This is a genomic window from Chitinophaga sp. HK235, from assembly GCF_018255755.1.
Lineage (GTDB): Bacteria > Bacteroidota > Bacteroidia > Chitinophagales > Chitinophagaceae > Chitinophaga.
On the sequence record NZ_CP073766.1, the window covers coordinates 5216525 to 5234763 of the forward strand.

Consider the following 18239-nt stretch of genomic DNA (forward strand, 5'->3'; position numbering starts at 1 on the left):
GCTGCAAATAACGCTAAAGAATGCTTTTTATTGGCAACTTTTTAATTAACAGTTCATTATCCCTGGCGACCAGCATGGTGGCCCTGGTGCCGATATTTTTAAGCATTTCGCGGAAGAGCTGCAGGTTAGCACCCAGGTTGTTGTTGATAGCCAGGATGATATCTCCTTTGCGGAAACCGGCTTTTTCGGCAGGTGATCCTTTGATGATGTCGGTGACTTCCACCCTCCCATCGATAAGATAGATGATCAGTCCTGTATAGGAATAATCAAACATGTCTTTGAAGTGGGAGTTGGGCATCAGGTATATTTCCTTTTTGGCGTAGTTGAGTGTGATATTAAACCGGCGTAGCAGGTCATTGCCGATCATGCCGCCGAGAAACGGATAGGCGGTGACGTTGGTTTTATCATCGAAGATATAAGTCGGCACATTGCGGAAGGAATAGCTGCCAACACGGAACTCAGGTATAGTGGTGAGCGACATCTGCATTTTGCCACCCAGGCCCTGAGCTTCTGTCTGGATGATCTTCCGGCTTTTGCGGTGATTGCTGAGCAAGGCACTGTCTTTCACAAACTGTGTAGAAATCAGCAGGCACATACCGGCACCGGTATCAAAATAATAGCGGTTGTTGACAGTCTTTTTGTTACTCCTCAGCGGGGCTGTGATCAGCGGTATCTGTGTGAGGGAGGGTCTTAGCAGTTGTCCGCCCCTGGGATAGGTATAATGCCCTTTGGAGTAAACGATGATTTCTTCTGTGTCATAATCTACGGTGACGATATACCGGCTCAGAAAACTGTATCCGATGATACCATCTACCTGTATCCCGTACACCTGGCTGATCAGCTCATAGTCGTTGACGTGAAAGTCGAGGCTGTCCATGGTAAGGCCGGGTAGTCTGAGGGTTCGGTTCATGGCAAAGGACACGGTTTTGGCGGCTCCCAGTCCTTTCACCACCTTGTCAGTAGGCGTTAGTTTGATGCCCAGTCGTATACAGGTGGCAGTGTCCAGCGATATGCCGGCGCTGCCGGTATCGAGGATAAACTGCAGGGTATCCGGCAGGTTATCCAGCAGGGCTGAAATAACTACAACGCCACCATAATACTGCTTGAATTTAAAGCGGGTGACAGGCATAGAGGCAGGGGTACTATCATGCTCAAAGATGGCATTGCCGGCAAGTACCGGCTGAGAGAAAGCAACGGTAGCTGCGATAGTAAGCAGCATGGCAAGTAACAGATTTGGTCTAGGCATACAGAAGATGCAGGGGGATCGTTTTCCTAAATTTAATGTTAAATATGCTACATATAAAATATTTTTATTACCCGCTGTTATTGTGCGATATACTACCTTTGTCGGGTTATTCAGCGACTAGAAAAACAGCATATGGAACTTCAGGATTTATACCAAAAGGCACAGCAGTTTGAGTTTCTGACAGCAGAAGAAGGTGTATTCATGTTCGAAAATGCACCGCTGGCAGAATTGATGCACATTGCCAACGAGTTACGCAAGCAACAGGTGCCGCATGGAAAGGTGACCTGGCAGATAGACAGAAACGTGAACACTACCAACGTGTGCACGGCCAACTGTAAGTTTTGTAATTTTTACCGCATACCCGGCCACGCCGAAGCATATATTACCGATATCGAGGAGTATAAACGCAAGATCGATGAAACCTTGAAATATGGCGGCGATCAGCTGCTGTTACAAGGTGGTCACCATCCTGAGCTGGGGCTTAGCTTTTATACCAACCTGTTCAGAGAACTGAAAAAACTGTATCCTACCCTGCGTCTGCATACGCTGGGGCCCCCGGAAGTAGCACACATCACCAAACTGGAAAAAAGCACCCATATTGAAGTGCTGCGTGCCCTCCAGGAAGCTGGTATGGACAGCCTTCCGGGAGCAGGTGCCGAAATCCTGAACGACCGCGTGCGCAGACTGATTTCCAAAGGTAAATGTGGTGCCCAGGAATGGCTCGACGTTATGCGTGCAGCCCATAAGCTGAATATCGCTTCCTCTGCCACCATGATGTTTGGCCACGTAGAAACAGTACTGGAACGTTTTGAGCACCTGGTAGACATCCGGCAGGTACAAAGCGAAAAACCGGAAGGTCACTACGGTTTCACCGCCTTTATCCCCTGGACATTCCAGGATGTAGATACCCTGCTGGCCAGAATCCGCGGTGTACACAACATGACTACATCAGAAGAATATATCCGCATGATCGCTATGAGCCGTATCATGTTGCCTAATATCAAAAATATCCAGGCTTCCTGGCTCACCGTAGGTAAACAGGTTGCGCAGCTTTGCCTCCACGCAGGAGCCAACGACTTCGGTTCCATCATGATCGAAGAAAACGTGGTAAGCGCTGCTGGTGCACCTCACCGCTTCACCTACCGCTCTATGCAGGAAGCAATCAAGGAGGCCGGCTTTGAACCACAACTGCGGAACCAGTTGTATCAATTCAGAGAGATACCTGCCAACATTGAAGAGCAGATAATCAATTACTAAGTGAATTGTTTTTAATATTAAAAGCCCTGTCAGCATTTTGTCTGACAGGGCTTTGTTTTTTCCTGCTTTTTCTCCGCTTATCATCATCCTATAAAGAATTGTTAAAACTATCTAGTGGCTGTTACCATTTATTCTTTCCTACGTCTAACAGATGTAACTCATCAAAACAAAGGAGGGAACCATGAAAAAGCTGGGTTTAATATTATCAGGATTGGTGATTATGGCGATGGCTGCCTGTAGTACGAAGATCACGTCTTCCTGGAGGGCCAATAACGCACCGCAACTGCAACGCGACAAAAAAATAATGGTGATGGCGCTGGTTCCTGAAAAGAGCCGGGCACTCAGAAGTCAGATGGAAAACTTCACCGTTTCTGAGTTCAGGAAAAGAGGTTATAATGCTGTTTCTGCATTACAGGAATTCGGTCCCGAACAGTTTATACAAATGGGTGAAAAGCAGGCTGTCAGAAAGCTTCAGGGTAGCGATGTTAGCCAGGTGCTGACCATTGTAATGGTGGATAAAGGCAGAGAAAGAAGTTATGTACCTGGATATGCCTATTCTCCTTACGGTTATTATGGATTCTGGCCTTATTATTCCCGCTGGTACGGTACCTATTATTCTCCGGGTTATATCACCTATAATACGAAGTATCAATGGGAAGGTAACCTGTATGATCTGCAAAGCGGACAGTTGTTATATTCTGTACAATCACAATCTTTTGATCCCCCTTCCACCGAAAGAATGGCCGTTTTATACGCACAACAGGTGGTAAAAGATATGGCGAAAAGGCAGTTACTGGCCAGGAATCAATGAATGCAGTAATGACGAATGAAGTGTGAAGTGCTGAGCAGATCAATTATTGATCTGCTCAACTTTTTTATGGATGATTCATTATCAATAACTTCGAAATTCGTAATTTTCTTCGTAGGTTTATCCCCCATTTATTATTTCCAGTTATGTTAGAGGTACCCGTTAATGAAGATATATACCTGCGGCAACTACAGTTGCAGGATGCGCCCCTGGTGTACAAACAGCTGGATGTTTCCCGTAAAAATCTTCGCAAATTCCTGCCATGGGTGGATTATAACACCAATGAGGAGCATAGCATGCGTTTCATTCAGATGATGCAGCGGAAAGCAGAAGAACAGGAAGCAGTAGCACTGGGTATCTGGTACAAGGAGCAGTTATGTGGTGTGATGGACCTGCACGGATGGGATCATCAGCTTCAGAAAGCGGAAATAGGCTACTGGGTAGCAGAATCATTTCAGGGTAAAGGCATTGCTACGGCGGCCTGCAGGGCACTGATCTCCTATGCTTTCAAAAAATTACGACTCAATAAAATAGAGATCCGTTTTGTGCTGCAGAACGAACGCAGCGGGCAAATCCCTATCAAGCTGGGATTTACCCGCGAAGGTATTCTCCGGCACAACGCCAAACTACATGGTCAGTTTGTAGACATGGTAGTGATGGGCGTATTGCGCAAGGACTGGAAGTTTTAATGACCGGCGTCTGTAGTTTGCCTCACCCGGCTGTGTTTCCTGCCGTAGCAGTAGTATATAACCATGCCCACGGCCATCCAGATGATAAGCCTCAGCCAGGTATCCAGCGGAAGGAATACCATCATCCCCACACAAGTGAGTATACCCATAATCGGCACAAAAGGTACCCAGGGCGTTTTAAAAGAACGAGGTGCATCCGGCATGGTATAACGCATGATCCACACACCCGCACATACGATCACAAAAGCCAGCAGTGTGCCGATGCTGGTCATCTCTCCCACTACCTTAATAGGCACCAGCGCAGCAAACAAACTGATAAACACACAGAAAAGAATGTTAGACTTCCACGGTGTACGGAAACGGGGATGTATCTCCGAAAATACTTTCGGTAGCAGTCCATCTTTAGACATCGCGTAAAATACGCGTGACTGTCCCCAGAGGTCTACCATGATTACAGAAGTATAACCAATGATGATAGCGAGTACCACCATCTGTCCGAGCCACTTGTAAGGTGTATGGGCAATAGCGATGGATACCGGTGCACCACTGTTTTTGAACTCAGTGTAAGGGGCGAGGCCCGTCATAACATGGGAGAAAACAATAAACAAGACCGTACAGATAGCCAGGGAGCCCAGTATACCGATAGGCATGTTACGCTTCGGATTTTTGGTTTCCTGTGCAGCAGTACTCACAATGTCAAAGCCCAGAAATACGAAGAACACCACGCCTGCACCCCGAAGGATACCGGACCATCCGAAATGACCGAACTCACCGGTATTTTTAGGGATATAAGGTACCAGGTTGGCGGGCTGTACATATTTCCATCCCAGTGCAATGAAAACCAATACTACGCCTACTTTCAGCGATACCACCACTGCATTCCAGATCGCGGAACCTTTGGTGCCCCGCATCAGGACGTAAGACATCAGTATCACGACTAATGCCGCCGGCAGGTTAAACAGGCCATGTACAACTTCTCCACCTGGCAGCGTAATTGTTTCAAATGGAGAATGTACCAGCCGTGGTGGTAGATAAATACCATAACCCGACAGGAATTCAACCAGGTAATTAGACCAGCTGATAGATACTGTAGCTGCTCCTACTGAAAACTCCAGTACCAGGTCCCAGCCTATGATCCAGGCAAACATTTCTCCCATGGTGGTATAGGCATATGTGTAGGCACTTCCGGCTACCGGGATCATGGAAGCAAATTCTGCATAACATAAACCAGCAAAGGCACAGCCAATGGCTGCTACTATAAAGGACAAGGTAACAGCAGGGCCTGCATTGTTGCCCGCGGCCAGTCCTGTTAGCGAAAACAGGCCCGCACCAATGATTACGCCCAATCCCAGCATGACGAGCTGAAACCCGCTCAGGGAGCGTTTGAGACTATGACTCCCCTCCTCGCCTGATTCCTGTAGCAGCCAGGACAACGGTTTTTTGTAATATTGTTTCATTTGAATACTCTACTTGTTTGGTGGACTAATTGCGCGCAAAAGTAGGAAAACATTTGGTTATTGGAACATTTGGTTACCCGGATATTTCTCTGGATAACCAAATGTTTATATATCAGTACGTTATGAAATGTCGCAGATATGAATAGCGTTGTTCAGGGAAGCCAGTTTGTCTGCATGGGAAGGAATAAACTCCTGTGCCACATAACCTTTAAAACCGGTTTCGTAGATGGCTTTCATGATAGCCGGATAGTACAGTTCCTGGGTCTCGTCGATTTCGTTACGGCCAGGAACACCGCCGGTATGGTAGTGTGCGATATATTGATGATGGTCGCGGATATTGCGGATCACATCACCCTCCATGATTTGCATGTGGTAGATATCGTACAGCAGTTTGAAGTTTGCGGAGCCTACTGACTTACACAATGCCACACCCCAGGCGGTATGATCACATTGATAGTCATGGTGATCTACCTTGCTGTTGAGCAATTCCATCACGAGCGTCACTTTTTTCTTTTCTGCATAACCGATAATACGCTGCAGTCCTTTGGTGCAGTTTTCAATGCCCTGTTGATCGCTGAGACCATTACGGTTGCCGGAGAAGCAGATTAGGTTGGAGAAACCGGCTTTGGCTGTTTCGTCGATATAATGTTTGAAGTAGGCTTCCAGTTTATCGTGGTGAGCCGGGTTGTTGAAACCTCTGGTAATACCCCATTCCTTACCGTTACTGGCCACCATGGCGCAGGTCATGTCATGCTTTTTCAGGATAGCAAAGTCCTTGGGATCTACCAGGTCGATAGAGGGGATGCCGATTTTTTTGGCAGCCACACATAAGTCGTCCAGTGGAATGTCGTAACACCACGCACATACGGAGTGGTTGATTTTTCCTTTTAATGGCTCACCAACAGCTTTGTCGTGAGCGGATACCCTTTCAGTGAGGGATGATAACGCGGTGGATGCCAGTGCCATAGTCGCTACTTTTTTGATCATGTTACGGCGTGAGTTGTCCTCGTGCATATAAGGAGTGCTTTTAAGTGGGATGAATTTAATGGAAAATAAGCGTATTTTCAACACTACTGTGATGAATGTTGATATTAGTGATGTTCCTGATGAGCGAATTCAAACAGCGACTGCGATGAGTGCTCATGTGGCAGATGCTCCTGATGAGCGAAGATGGGTGAGACCGGCTGCTGTTGGGGCTGCGTATGATGGGGAGCAGTGGCTTATTTTCCGGGGAAGATTGTCGCGGGAATATGCGTTTTTTTCATTTTGCGTATTTCCCTGTCATGTGTACACGCCCTGAAAATGCTACCTTTACAACAGGAATTCTTTTTGGTAAGTAATTTGTTTATGTATTGAAAAGCGGAGGTTGAAAAAAATGGAAAAAAAGTATACTCCTAGTTTGTGGATCTGCATCCTGATGGACCTGATTGGTTGTGCCAGCTATACTGTACCGGTTTTGGGCGAAGTCAGCGATCTTATCTGGGCCCCGGTTTCTGCCTTTATTTTTTACCGCATGTTTGGAGGCTCCATTGGTACTTTTGGTAGTGCCTTTAACTTCATTGAAGAGTTATTCCCCGGAACGGATTTTATTCCCACCTTTACCATCGCATGGGTTGTAAAACGAATATGGGCCGGGAGAAGAGCGATGTCTGTGGAGTGATTGGATGATTTTCGATTTTTTGATTTGGTGATTTGATCGGTACAGAAAATCACTAAATCAAAAAATCGAAAATCCCTAAATTAAAAGTGGTTCATCCTGAAACCACCTTGTCCGCCTCTGGGACCCATCATCCGCATACCTCTGTCGCTTCCTTTGGTGTTGCCACCAAATTTGTTCAGGAAATAAGTGAAGCTCACCATAAAATACTGCTGCAGTACATTCGACCGCACGTCTTCTATATAGTTGTCGGTTACATCGCGGGAAACGCTTACATACTGCTTCAGCAGGTCGAAAGCCTGCACCTTGATAAGCCCCTGTTTCTTCGGAAATACATATTTGGCCACATTGGCATTCCACATGGTGGAAGTGAGGTTATAACCGGTTGTACGGCCTCTGTTGAGCGTACAGGTCACATCTGTGCCAACCATAAATCCCAGCGGCAGGTTTACGTTCACATCTGCATTGAAGTTGTAGTCAAAGTACTGCGTATTGGGAGTTGACGGCAACGTATAGGAGGTAGCGTTATAGTTTACACCGGCGCCCAATGCTGCGTCCAGCAACTCTTTGTACATATAGTTCACGTTGACGGACTGTGACAACTGCAACGTGTTTTTATAGTTCATCACTCCCTGCGTCATGTTCACATCACGGCTGTAACCGATCATGGTACCGGTATTCAGGTTCTGTCCGGGCGTGCGGGACAGCGGAATGGAGTTATGCAACATGCCGGTAAGGCTGTAGTAGCCATTTACGTTTACCGGTTTGCTGAAAGTCTTTCCGGTGGCGGTATCCAGCTTGGTGGAGTTGATGATTTTGTTGGTGCCGAAAGAACCTCTCAGTGAAGCAAACATGCCTTTGAAAGTAATGTTGTTAAACTGGTTGTAGTTAATGCGCAGGGTATTGTTGAAAGATGGTTTCAGGTCTGGATTACCCTGTTGCACATACAACGCATTACTATTGTCCGGCACTGGTTGCAGCTGTTGTACGGTAGGCTGCTGTGTGGTACCGTTGTAGTTTATGCGTAACCGTTTGTTCTTCGCAAAGGTGTAGTTAAAAGTGGCATTGGGCGCGAAGTTGACGGTATTCTGACGGATAACGCTGTCTCTCTTTGTACGGAAAGAATAGGTGTTATTGTCGAGATTATTGAACAATACATTCAGCCCAAGGGAGTAGTCGTATTTCAGCTTGGTAGTGCGGAAGGTAAGACCTGCCTGCTGGTTAAGTGTATTGTTGGTAAATGCATTGCTCAGCGAATCATTGAGTTTATCATAGATTCCTTTGCTTTCGTCGAAGTCGTAGGTATATTTTGTGCTGTTGCTTTTGTATTTGGTGAAACCATAGTTGGCTTCCAGATAACGATCGCGGGCAATAGGCTCGGTGTAGGTGATATTTACGCCGGCATTTATGCTGGTGCTGTTGATCTGGTTGTTTTGATTGAAGGTGGAAAGGCTATCGTTGGCAAAATAGAATACGCTTGACCTGTTAAAGTTTTGCTGGTCGTTGATGGTATTATTATAGTTCAGGTTCATGCTGAAGGAACGGCCAGGTGTTTTGAACCGTTTTCTGAACAGCAGTGATCCGCCTATGTTTTGATTGTTGCCTTGTCCATCATTGGTAGTTGTTCCTTTGTTGATTGTATCCTTTTTGTTGTTCAGCGTCTGGTAGTCCCTGGAGCTGAAGGTGTTTCCATTGGTGAGGGAATAAGAAGGAGAAAATATTACGGAATGAAATGAGTCTATCTGGTACTCCACCCTGGTATCAAAGCGATTGTTGCTGTTATCCGTCTGAGACATGGAGTTTTCATTGTAATAGGTGGTTCCGTTATCTGCAAAGGTTTGTCTGGAAGTTTGCTGAGCCAGGTTGTTTTTGGTATCGTTAAAGAAATAACTGCCGCTGAAGAGAACTTTTTTACTGAAGTTTTCACTGAAGTTAAGCCCGGCGTTCCAGTTGCGGGTAATACCGGGATTGCTGTTACTGCTGCTGCCGGCGCTGATGAGGACATTGCCTCCTCCTCCGCCGCGGCCTCCTCTTCCACCACCGCGTCCACCGCCACCACCGCCACCGGCGGGACTGAAGCTCATCTGGTCCTGGATGGTATAACCGGTATTGTTGATATTATTACCCCCAGCAACAATGCTCATCTGCTGGTTGTCGCGGAACCGGTTCAGGTTAAGGGAGGTGTTGAAACGGTCGTCGGTGCCATAACCTGCGGATGCACGTCCGAAGAGCCCTTTCTTTTTATCTTTTTTGATGGTGATATTGATGGCTTTTTCGGTTTGTCCGTCGTCTATCTTGGTAAACTCGGCCTGGTCGGATTTTTTATCGATTACCTGTACCTTGTCGATAATGTTGGCAGGAAGATTTTTGGTGGCCATCTTTGGATCGCTGCCGAAGAAGGGTTTCCCATCTACATATACTTTGGTGACAGTTTCTCCCTGTGCGGTAATAGCTCCGTCTTTATCAACGGTTACACCGGGGAGTTTTTTAAGCAGGTCTTCCACCACGGCGTTTTCGCGTGTTTTGAAGGCGTCTGCATTAAATTCAAGGGTATCTTTTTTTACAACGATGGGGGGCTTTTCATCCAGTATTTCCACGGCATTGAGGTTTACACCTTTGAGTTCCATACCCAATGTGCCGAGGGTAAGCAGTTTATTATCGTCGTTGATTTTAACGGGCCTGTTAATAGGTTTATAGCCCATGAAGCTGATGTACAGGCGGTAGTCGCCGTTGGCAATGCTGCTGATCTCAAAATTTCCTTTGTTGTCAGTAATAGCGGTATTGGCTACAGTAGAGTCTTTGGCATGCAGTAATACTACTGTTGCCGCAGGCATTGCTTCTTTAGTGCTCTGGTCGGTTAGCTGTCCTTTAATCTTTCCTTGCTGAGCCTGGGCCTGAGAGCACAAAACTCCCAAACCCAATACCAGCAAGAACTGTATAATTTTTTTCATAGTCGAGAATCCACGGAAAAGTAAGATAGGATGAATTTTTACATTTGAGGTTGCCGCTTACGTAATTTCTCCATCTCTTGTTGTCTGATTTCCCGCAGTTGTTCCTGGCTCACTTTTTCTGCACCTGCAGGGATGGTGAGATCGGTATCGGTAACGGGTTGCAGGCTTACGCTGGAGGCGTTGTAGGAACGTCTGCTACCTTCTGCCACCAGCACCACTGCATTGTTTTCCGGCAGTAAACCATTGATCGGAGAGAAACTGAAAGGCAGCTCTGTAGTGTACCAGACGGTATAGGTATCGTCTTTCAGCTTGATGGTGGCCTTTTTACAGGGATATCCGGCGATTTTTTTAGTCTTGTCGCCAGCTTTGTTATCAGCGGTAATAACAAAATCTTCTTCTGCGTAATATGTTTTCCGGTCATCACCGAAGGTGGTAAAAAGCTGGATGATTTTTTTGTTGGCGAGATCAAAATACTGGGCGTTGTTACGGCCCATCATGCCCATACCCGCGCCCATTCTGCGTTGGCCCTGCCATTGACCGCCCTGTCCCTGCTGCTGTGTATTGGCACTGTCTCTACGGGCTCTGCCTCTGCCGGCACCGCCGCCCAAGTCGGGTCTTTCGGTGGTCAGTTTGGCGTGACCGTTGCTGAAGGTGAGAGTTTGTTTAAAAGTAATCACATCGGGAATTTGCGGGGCTTCATCACCATCACTACCACCCCGCTGAAAGCCGCGCATCCGTTCCGGATCTGTTTTAGCAGTCACTTCGTAAATAATAGTGCCGGATTGCTGCGCCAGTAGCGGTTGGGTAAATGGCAGCACCAGGGCTGCACTCATGATGATTCGGGAAATACGGTTCATGGCGGTATGTTTTATCGGCAAAAATCCCGCTTCCCGCCCTCTTTTTGCGTTAAAAAGCTTTATTTACTGTTATTTACTGTTAAGGATTATCTGCCAGCGTTAAAAAGGCTTATTTACTGTTAATTATTGTTAAGGATTTCGCCCCTTTAGCGGGGGAATGGATAGTTTTGTAGGGATATTAAAATCTATTGATGCGACAAAGAATCCGAAACATCCTTATCCTGATGTGTAGCTGTATCCTGGGAATATTTCTTTTCCAGGGTTACTGGTTATACAATTCCTATCACATCCGACAGGAACAATTCAGTAAAGAGATCAACGAAGCCCTGCGCACAGCTGTTTTCAACAAGCAGTTTTCAGATGTGCACCGTCAGTTCCCTGAACTTCGCGGTTACCGCTACTACACCAGGATAAAAGACAGTGCACGTGTGGTGATCGCACAGGAGGGTAAATTTGAAAAGAAGCATCACTGGCATGGAGCCCCGCCAGGTCCTCCGCCCGACAGCCTGAGGGGTGATGCACCAGCCCGCATCTACGCCGATACACTCGCCCGCCGGATCTCTGAATTTCTGATCACCAACGACCACAATGACAGCGTCAATCTAAAAAAACTGGACTCCATCTTCCGCGCTGAACTGCATAACCGCCAGATAGCCACCCCTTATAAACTGGATACCTTCCACATGAGCTACAGCGGCTTCGAACGGGAAAGCTTCCGCGACAGTATCCGCAAAAGAGAGCCCCGGCAAACAGGCAAAATCCCTTTCAATCCGGCCAGCAACCTGTTTGTAAGGGCCAGCTTCGAATCACCCCTTCAGTTTATCCTTCAGAAAATGATATGGACATTGCTGAGCTCCCTGGCGCTGCTGGTGCTCACCGTCCTCTGTTTCGTGTACATGCTCCGCACCATCCTGAAACAGAAAAAACTGTCTGAAGTAAAAAACGATTTTATCAATAACATGACGCATGAACTGAAAACGCCTATTGCCACCGTATCTGCTGCAGTGGAAGCGTTGCAGAACTTCAATGCGTTGAATGATCAGCGTAAAACACAGACCTATCTCGATATTTCCAAAAACGAACTGCAGCGCCTGTCGGACCTGGTGGAAAAAGTATTGCATATCGCGGCAGAAGAGAAAGAAGACTTCGACCTGTTCCGGGAAGAAACAGATCTTAATGAGGTGATCGACAATATCCTTACCAACCATCAGCTGAAGGCCAACAAAATGCTGCAGGTGCGGTACGACAACAAGCTGACCAGGCCCACTGTCTACGTAGACAAAACCCATTTGGGCAATGCGATCAACAACCTGGTAGACAACGCGATCAAATATTCAAGAGAACAGGTACAGCTGTATATCAGTTGCAGTGAAGAACGCGGGCAACTAAAACTGATCGTCAGAGACAACGGCATTGGTATTTCCCGTTCCTATCAGGAAAACATCTTTGATAAATTTTTCAGGGTTCCCACCGGAGACCTGCATAATGTAAAAGGTTTCGGCCTTGGCCTGAGTTATGTGAAGAAAATCGTGGAAATGCATGGCGGCACTATCCGTGTGCATAGCGAACCAGACAAAGGCACGGAATTCGTTATTTTTATTCCCCAGGGCTGAAGTCCTGGGCTATATTTGTTTAAGCTGGTAATGATGAATTTATATTAAGTTAAGTATAAACGCATCGTCATTGTCCAACTAACATAGCCCAGGGCTTTAGCCCTGGGAAAAAAGATATTTCATGGCAAAAGTTTTATTAATAGAAGACGAGTGGCAACTGGGGCAGATTGTTAAAGACAGCCTGGAGACGCGTGGCTTTGAGATGCTGTATGCATCGGATGGCCGGGAAGGGCTGCGTTTGTACCAGCAGGAACATCCTGATGTGGTGGTGCTGGACATCATGATGCCCAATATGGATGGTTTTTCTGTGACGGCGGAGATCCGCAAGCAGGATAAATTCACGCCTATTATCTTTCTGACGGCCAAGTCGCAGACGGCGGACGTGGTAAAGGGCTTTGAGCTGGGCGGAAATGATTATCTCAAGAAGCCTTTCAGTATGGACGAGCTGATTGTCCGTATCAAGGCGTTGCTGAAGCGTTTCAGCGACCATCCGGCAGTGAGGGAGATGGAAGAAGGTTCGGTGATGATTGGGCAATATATTTTCAACTATGCCAAACAAACCCTTAGCCGTAATAACACTACAGAGTTTCTCTCCCACCGGGAGGCGGAGATATTGCGCCGGCTTTACGACAACAAAAATGAAGTGATGGAGCGTAAAACCGTGCTGATGGACCTGTGGGGTGATGATAACTTTTTTAATGCCCGCAGTATGGACGTGTTTATCACCAAATTGAGGCGTTATCTGAAGGAAGATACCCGGGTCCAGATCGTTAATATCCGTGGGGTTGGTTATAAGCTGATATTTTAGCATTATCACTTATCTTTGTTCTTTATGGAACAGTTAGTACAGCAAATAGCAGCCTATAAACAGGAAATAGCGGCTTTTACGCCTGCCAATGCGGCCGATCTGGAGCAGTACCGGATTAAATTTCTGGGAACCAAAGGTATCGTGAAGGCCCTTTTCGGGGAAATGAAACAGGTGCCCAACGACCGCAAGAAAGAGTTTGGACAGATCCTGAATGAATTTAAGCAACTGGCAGAAGCCCGCTATGAAGAGTTTGAAGGGTTGAAAGAAGCTGCAGGTGCCAATCATCAGGAAATTGACTATACCATGCCTGAAGCCCCTCACCGGCTGGGCACCCGTCATCCTATCAGTGTGGTGCGCAACAAGATCATCCGCATTTTCGAGCGGCTGGGCTTTACCATTGCTGAAGGACCGGAAATTGAAGATGACTGGCATAACTTTACCGCATTAAACCTGCCGGAAAACCATCCTGCGAGGGATATGCAGGACACTTTCTTTATCAGCAAAAATCCCGACTGGCTGCTGCGTACTCAAACTTCTTCCGCCCAGGTAAGGGTGATGGAGCAAGGCAAACTGCCCATTCGTATCATCAGCCCGGGAAGAGTATACCGCAATGAAACCATTTCCGCCCGTGCACACTGCTTCTTCCATCAGGTAGAAGGACTGTACATCGATGAAAATGTTTCTTTCGCCGATCTCAAACAAACCCTTTATCACTTCGTAAAAGAGCTGTTCGGTGAAAACACCGGCATCCGTTTCCGCCCGTCTTATTTCCCTTTTACAGAGCCCAGTGCAGAGATGGACATCTCCTGCTTTATCTGCGGCGGTACTGGTTGTTCTGTATGTAAACATACCGGCTGGGTAGAGATCCTGGGTTGTGGAATGGTGCATCCGAAAGTGCTGGCTAACTGTGGCATTGATCCTGAAAAATATACCGGCTTTGCTTTCGGTATGGGTATAGAACGTATTACCATGCTGAAATACCAGATCAAGGACCTGCGCCTGTTTTCCGAAAACGATACCCGCTTCCTCGAGCAATTTGAAGGGACGGTATAGATATTTGGCTATTGGGTTATTTAGTCATTTGATTATTTAAAATGCAGCGGAGACAGATCTTTGCTGCATTTTAAATAATCAGATAGCCAAATGAAAGAATAAAAAAATTCCCCGATGATACACTCTATTGCTGTATGCGGCGCTGGTACCATGGGTGCCGGCATAGCCCAGGTAGCAGCTTCCAGCGGTTTTAAGACGATCCTGTTTGATATCCGGCAGCCGGGGCTGGACAAGGCCCGGGCGCAGATTACCAAAAGCCTGGCCACTGCTGTAGAGAAAGGCCGGCTTGCTGCAGCCGAACAGGAACAGATACTCGAAAGGATTACTTTCACCAGTGATATCTCCCTGTGTGTGGCAGATGTGATCATAGAAGCGATTATAGAGCAACTGGCGGCCAAAACAGACCTCTTCACCCAGCTGGCAGCCATCAACAAACAAGACACCATTTTCGCCTCCAATACCTCTTCCCTGTCTGTTTCCGAACTGGCAGCCACGATCCCTCATCCGGAAAGAGTGGCTGGTATGCACTTCTTCAACCCTGCCCACCTGATGAAGCTCGTGGAAGTGGTGAGTGGTATCCAGACATCACCGGAAACAGCCAACGCTGTTTATGAGCTGGCTCAGACTATGGGCAAGGTACCAGTAAGGGTAAAGGATTCTCCGGGGTTTATCGTAAACCGGGTGGCGCGGCACTATTACCTCGAAGCGATGCTGCTGGCAGAACAAAAGGTGGCTGATTTCAGTACGATCGACCAGCTGCTGGAGAATGCAGGCTTCAGGATGGGACCTTTTGCGCTGATGGACCTCATCGGCAATGACATCAACCTGGCCGTAACACAGTCGCTGTATGATGCTTTTAAACAGGCACCACGCTTCAAGCCAAACGAGTTGCAGGAACAACGTGTGAAAGACGGAAAACTGGGCCGTAAAACAGGACTGGGCTTTTACAGATATGAGCAATAACAGTCCCAAAAAAGTTTTAACAGTTATAAAATCCGTAGAATAGCTCAAATCACGGAAATCATTAGTTAATTTTGAGCCTCCATAAGTAAACGAATAAGTCTTTCATGATTTTAGTAACCGGCGGAACAGGATTTTTAGGCAGTTATTTGATAAGGGCATTGGTCGCCGCAGGGAAACCTGTAAGGGCCTTGTACCGCAAAGCACCTTCTCCCCGGTTGCAGGACCTCTCCGGAAAAATAGAATGGGTACAATGTGATATCCTGGACGTATGTGCACTGGAAGACGCCATGCAGGGCGTTACCCAGGTATATCACTGTGCAGCAGTAGTTTCTTTTCAACCGGGTGATGTAGCCAATCTGATGAAGATTAACGTGGAAGGTACGGCCAACGTAGTGAACATGGCGCTGGATGCCGGTGTGGAAAAGCTGCTGTATGTAAGCTCTGTAGCTGCCATCGGCAGAGCAAAGGAGCAGGCAGCCATCACGGAAGACTGCGAATGGGAAGAGTCTCGCAACAACTCCCGTTACAGTATCAGCAAATTTCAGGGAGAGATGGAAGTATGGAGAGGCATCGCTGAAGGGCTGGATGCAGTGATCGTAAACCCGTCTATTATCCTGGGTGCTGGTTTCTGGGATGAAGGTTCCGGCACATTACTTAAAAATGCCTGGAAGGAATTCCCTTTCTATACCGAAGGTGTGAACGGTTTTGTAGATGTAAAGGATGTGGTAAAGGCCATGACTATGCTGATGGATAGCAGTGTCAGCGGAGAACGGTTTATCCTTTCAGCAGACAACTGGAGCTACCGCCAGCTGTTTACCACCATGGCCAATGCACTGGGCAAAAAACCACCTCATATAGCCGTAAAACCCTGGATGGCTGAAATGGTATGGCGACTGGAAAAAATTAAAGGGCTCTTCACCGGCAAACATCCGCTGGTAACAAAAGAAACAGCACGTACAGCCCAGCTGAAAGTATATTACGACAGCAGTAAAATCCACAATACGCTGCCGGAATTTGTCTTCCGTCCTCTGGAAGAAACGATCCGGGAAATATCCGCGGCTTTTCTGGCCTCCCGGAACTAATGATTACTTCAATAACAATGCAGCAATAGCGGCGGCCACTGTTTTGGCCGTCTCAGGAGGGGTATCTTTGCTTATCCATATCCTGGGCTTTTCGCCGGATATAACAGCTGCTACCGGCTGACCGCGATACTGGAACTCATAACATACGTTCTCGTAGGAATTAACCTTGCCGAAACGGTTATGTGCCGTTACCCGGATGTCGGTGTCTGCACAGCGGAGTATACCGGCTTGTTTGTTACTGTTCAGCTCCAGGTAGGTGGGTGATTTTAAAATCAATTCCCAGCGTTTCAATGGCTCATTTTTGGTGCCGTTGATCAGCGCGTAATAGATGGGCGCATTGCCATCCAAACTGCTTAAAACAGCCGGTAAATCGCGATTGGAGAATGCAATCCGGGAGGTGCTCATTGTTTGTACCAGGATCTTTTCTTCATTACCGGAGATATAGAAGCTGAAGGGGTTTTTAGGGTCTTTGATAAAGCTGCCCATTGCATCGGTCACACCATTTTTTCGGGAGGATGTATTGTAAAGTCCGAAGGTGATGGTTTTGGCAGACATCCAGCTGTCCTTCACTTTTACAGGCCATTCCTGATCATGGCTGTACAGGTTGTCTGCTGCGGGTGTCTGGGTGGGTTTGGTGGTGGTGCAGGATAACAGGAACAACAGCGGTAAGAGAAGCTTCTTCATAATGGCATATTTTTGAATTACGAATTACAAATTACGAATTACGATTGGGAGAAACCTCCTTCATTCGTAATTCGTAATTCCTAATTCGTAATTGAATCAAAGGGATTTTACTTTGTCCCAGATTGCTGGAATACGTTTTACCCAGTTCAGCTCTCTTTTTTTGTCGCTGGCTAGTTCTGCGGGGCAACCGAAATATACTTTTCCACCTTCGAGGCTGCTGGGTACACCACTTTGTGCGAGCACAACGGCACCTTTGCCGATAGTGAGATCTTTGTTGACACCAACCTGTCCCCAGAGGATAACATTATCTTCTATTTTGGCTTTGCCGGCGATACCAACCTGGGCCGCAATGAGGCAGTTCCTACCTATCACGGTACCATGACCGATATGGATCATGTTGTCCAGTTTAGTGCCACGGCCGATGATGGTATCTCCACTTACTCCTTTGTCGATAGTGCAGGCGGCACCTATCTCCACATCATCTTCGATGATAACCCGGCCACAGCTTACGAGCTTGTCGTACATCACTTCCCGCTCGGCTCTTTTCTTGAAGTAAAAAGCATCTGCTCCCAGTACGGTACCTGCATGAATGATCACATTGTCTCCAATGATGGTATGGTCATAGATGGTTACGTTAGGATGTATCAGACAGTTGCGTCCAATGCGCACATGATTGCCAATGAATACGTTAGGTTGAATGTGTGTACCCTCTCCTATCACTGCGGAGTCACTGATTGCTTTGGTAGCAGGTTCAAATGGACGGAAGCGGTTCACCAGTTTTACGTATGCACTGAAAGGATCTTCCAGTACTAACAGCGCCTTACCTTCGGGACATTCCACTTTCTTGTTGATGATGATGATGGTTGCCGCAGATCCGAGGCTGGCAGTATAATATTTTTCGAAGTCTACAAAAGATATATCCCCTGGTGTTACCTTATGTATTTCATTGAGGCCTGTAGCCATCAGCTGGCTGTTGCCAACCAGCTCTGCGCCTATGTATGCCGCGATTTCCGTTACTGCAACGGGTGCTTCAAACTTCATATTTTCTGTGTTGTTGAATAATGTTAAAGTGCGACAAAGGTAGTAAATCGATGAACGCAACAAGCAAAATATG

General features: G+C 47.0%; 16 protein-coding genes. 9 read left to right on the top strand and 7 right to left on the bottom strand.

What is annotated here, in order from left to right; all coding sequences use genetic code 11:
• Positions 1-13: 13 nt before the first annotated feature.
• Positions 14-1219, bottom strand: a complete 1206-nt coding sequence (locus tag KD145_RS19500; protein WP_249219451.1) for an aspartyl protease family protein — start codon at positions 1217-1219, stop codon at positions 14-16.
• Between the two features lie 159 nt (positions 1220-1378).
• Between KD145_RS19500 and mqnC the strand changes: the two genes are divergently transcribed.
• From mqnC to KD145_RS19515, 3 genes are all read left to right on the top strand, one after another.
• Positions 1379-2503: a cyclic dehypoxanthinyl futalosine synthase gene (gene mqnC / locus KD145_RS19505; RefSeq protein WP_212000974.1), complete on the top strand. Its 1125-nt coding sequence runs from the start codon at positions 1379-1381 to the stop codon at positions 2501-2503.
• Between the two features lie 181 nt (positions 2504-2684).
• Entirely contained in the window at positions 2685-3314 is a 630-nt protein-coding gene (locus KD145_RS19510) for a hypothetical protein (RefSeq protein ID WP_212000976.1), read from the top strand.
• 143 nt (positions 3315-3457) lie between these two features.
• Positions 3458-4000 (top strand): GNAT family N-acetyltransferase, encoded by a 543-nt coding sequence (locus KD145_RS19515; RefSeq protein ID WP_212000978.1) that lies wholly within the window; start codon positions 3458-3460, stop codon positions 3998-4000.
• On the opposite strand, the gene KD145_RS19520 is transcribed toward KD145_RS19515, so the two are convergent.
• A complete protein-coding gene (locus KD145_RS19520; RefSeq protein ID WP_212000980.1) occupies positions 3997-5457 on the bottom strand; it encodes an amino acid permease in 1461 nt (486 codons plus the stop codon). The two genes, KD145_RS19515 and KD145_RS19520, sit on opposite strands and share 4 nt — an antisense overlap.
• Positions 5458-5577: 120 nt before the next feature.
• Positions 5578-6471 carry a hydroxypyruvate isomerase family protein gene (locus KD145_RS19525; protein WP_113616048.1) on the bottom strand — a complete coding sequence of 298 codons (894 nt, stop codon included), beginning with the start codon at positions 6469-6471 and terminating at the stop codon, positions 5578-5580.
• A 361-nt stretch (positions 6472-6832) separates the two neighbouring features.
• Between KD145_RS19525 and KD145_RS19530 the strand changes: the two genes are divergently transcribed.
• Complete coding sequence (locus tag KD145_RS19530) at positions 6833-7117, top strand: hypothetical protein (protein WP_212000982.1); 285 nt, start codon at positions 6833-6835, stop codon at positions 7115-7117.
• Positions 7118-7197: 80 nt separating this feature from the next.
• Here the strand turns inward: KD145_RS19530 and KD145_RS19535 are convergent, their stop codons facing one another.
• Together KD145_RS19535 and KD145_RS19540 are read right to left on the bottom strand one after the other, a co-directional pair.
• Positions 7198-10065: a TonB-dependent receptor gene (locus tag KD145_RS19535; protein ID WP_212000984.1), complete on the bottom strand. Its 2868-nt coding sequence runs from the start codon at positions 10063-10065 to the stop codon at positions 7198-7200.
• A 38-nt stretch (positions 10066-10103) separates the two neighbouring features.
• Entirely contained in the window at positions 10104-10922 is an 819-nt protein-coding gene (locus tag KD145_RS19540) for a GLPGLI family protein (protein WP_212000985.1), read from the bottom strand.
• Between the two features lie 191 nt (positions 10923-11113).
• On the opposite strand from KD145_RS19540, the gene KD145_RS19545 reads away from it, so the two are divergent.
• The 5 genes from KD145_RS19545 (at position 11114) to KD145_RS19565 (ending at position 16441) form a co-directional block, all read left to right on the top strand.
• Positions 11114-12535 (top strand): cell wall metabolism sensor histidine kinase WalK, encoded by a 1422-nt coding sequence (locus KD145_RS19545; RefSeq protein ID WP_212000987.1) that lies wholly within the window; start codon positions 11114-11116, stop codon positions 12533-12535.
• Positions 12536-12656: 121 nt separating this feature from the next.
• Complete coding sequence (locus tag KD145_RS19550) at positions 12657-13343, top strand: response regulator transcription factor (protein ID WP_212000988.1); 687 nt, start codon at positions 12657-12659, stop codon at positions 13341-13343.
• A 24-nt stretch (positions 13344-13367) separates the two neighbouring features.
• The gene (gene pheS / locus KD145_RS19555) at positions 13368-14396 is read left to right on the top strand and encodes a phenylalanine--tRNA ligase subunit alpha (RefSeq protein ID WP_113616042.1); all 1029 of its coding nucleotides are present in this window, start codon (positions 13368-13370) and stop codon (positions 14394-14396) included.
• A 114-nt stretch (positions 14397-14510) separates the two neighbouring features.
• On the top strand, positions 14511-15359 hold the full coding sequence (locus KD145_RS19560) for a 3-hydroxyacyl-CoA dehydrogenase family protein (protein WP_212000990.1): 849 nt from the start codon (positions 14511-14513) through the stop codon (positions 15357-15359).
• 104 nt (positions 15360-15463) lie between these two features.
• Positions 15464-16441, top strand: a complete 978-nt coding sequence (locus KD145_RS19565; protein WP_212000991.1) for an NAD-dependent epimerase/dehydratase family protein — start codon at positions 15464-15466, stop codon at positions 16439-16441.
• 3 nt (positions 16442-16444) lie between these two features.
• On the opposite strand, the gene KD145_RS19570 is transcribed toward KD145_RS19565, so the two are convergent.
• Entirely contained in the window at positions 16445-17125 is a 681-nt protein-coding gene (locus KD145_RS19570) for a hypothetical protein (RefSeq protein ID WP_212000992.1), read from the bottom strand.
• A gap of 96 nt (positions 17126-17221) precedes the next feature.
• Positions 17222-18166 (bottom strand): UDP-3-O-(3-hydroxymyristoyl)glucosamine N-acyltransferase, encoded by a 945-nt coding sequence (locus KD145_RS19575; RefSeq protein ID WP_212000993.1) that lies wholly within the window; start codon positions 18164-18166, stop codon positions 17222-17224.
• Positions 18167-18239: the final 73 nt, after the last annotated feature.

Excerpts from the sequence above, each read along its gene's own strand:
- mqnC (WP_212000974.1), top strand. The coding sequence starts at position 1,379 with ATGGAACTTCAGGATTTATACCAAAAGGCACAGCAGTTTGAGTTTCTG.
- KD145_RS19540 (WP_212000985.1), bottom strand. The coding sequence starts at position 10,922 with ATGAACCGTATTTCCCGAATCATCATGAGTGCAGCCCTGGTGCTGCCA.
- KD145_RS19515 (WP_212000978.1), top strand. The coding sequence starts at position 3,458 with ATGTTAGAGGTACCCGTTAATGAAGATATATACCTGCGGCAACTACAG.
- KD145_RS19575 (WP_212000993.1), bottom strand. The coding sequence starts at position 18,166 with ATGAAGTTTGAAGCACCCGTTGCAGTAACGGAAATCGCGGCATACATA.
- KD145_RS19520 (WP_212000980.1), bottom strand. The coding sequence starts at position 5,457 with ATGAAACAATATTACAAAAAACCGTTGTCCTGGCTGCTACAGGAATCA.
- KD145_RS19530 (WP_212000982.1), top strand. The coding sequence starts at position 6,833 with ATGGAAAAAAAGTATACTCCTAGTTTGTGGATCTGCATCCTGATGGAC.
- KD145_RS19560 (WP_212000990.1), top strand. The coding sequence starts at position 14,511 with ATGATACACTCTATTGCTGTATGCGGCGCTGGTACCATGGGTGCCGGC.
- KD145_RS19550 (WP_212000988.1), top strand. The coding sequence starts at position 12,657 with ATGGCAAAAGTTTTATTAATAGAAGACGAGTGGCAACTGGGGCAGATT.
- KD145_RS19545 (WP_212000987.1), top strand. The coding sequence starts at position 11,114 with ATGCGACAAAGAATCCGAAACATCCTTATCCTGATGTGTAGCTGTATC.
- KD145_RS19535 (WP_212000984.1), bottom strand. The coding sequence starts at position 10,065 with ATGAAAAAAATTATACAGTTCTTGCTGGTATTGGGTTTGGGAGTTTTG.
- pheS (WP_113616042.1), top strand. The coding sequence starts at position 13,368 with ATGGAACAGTTAGTACAGCAAATAGCAGCCTATAAACAGGAAATAGCG.
- KD145_RS19525 (WP_113616048.1), bottom strand. The coding sequence starts at position 6,471 with ATGCACGAGGACAACTCACGCCGTAACATGATCAAAAAAGTAGCGACT.
- KD145_RS19510 (WP_212000976.1), top strand. The coding sequence starts at position 2,685 with ATGAAAAAGCTGGGTTTAATATTATCAGGATTGGTGATTATGGCGATG.
- KD145_RS19570 (WP_212000992.1), bottom strand. The coding sequence starts at position 17,125 with ATGAAGAAGCTTCTCTTACCGCTGTTGTTCCTGTTATCCTGCACCACC.
- KD145_RS19500 (WP_249219451.1), bottom strand. The coding sequence starts at position 1,219 with ATGCTGCTTACTATCGCAGCTACCGTTGCTTTCTCTCAGCCGGTACTT.
- KD145_RS19565 (WP_212000991.1), top strand. The coding sequence starts at position 15,464 with ATGATTTTAGTAACCGGCGGAACAGGATTTTTAGGCAGTTATTTGATA.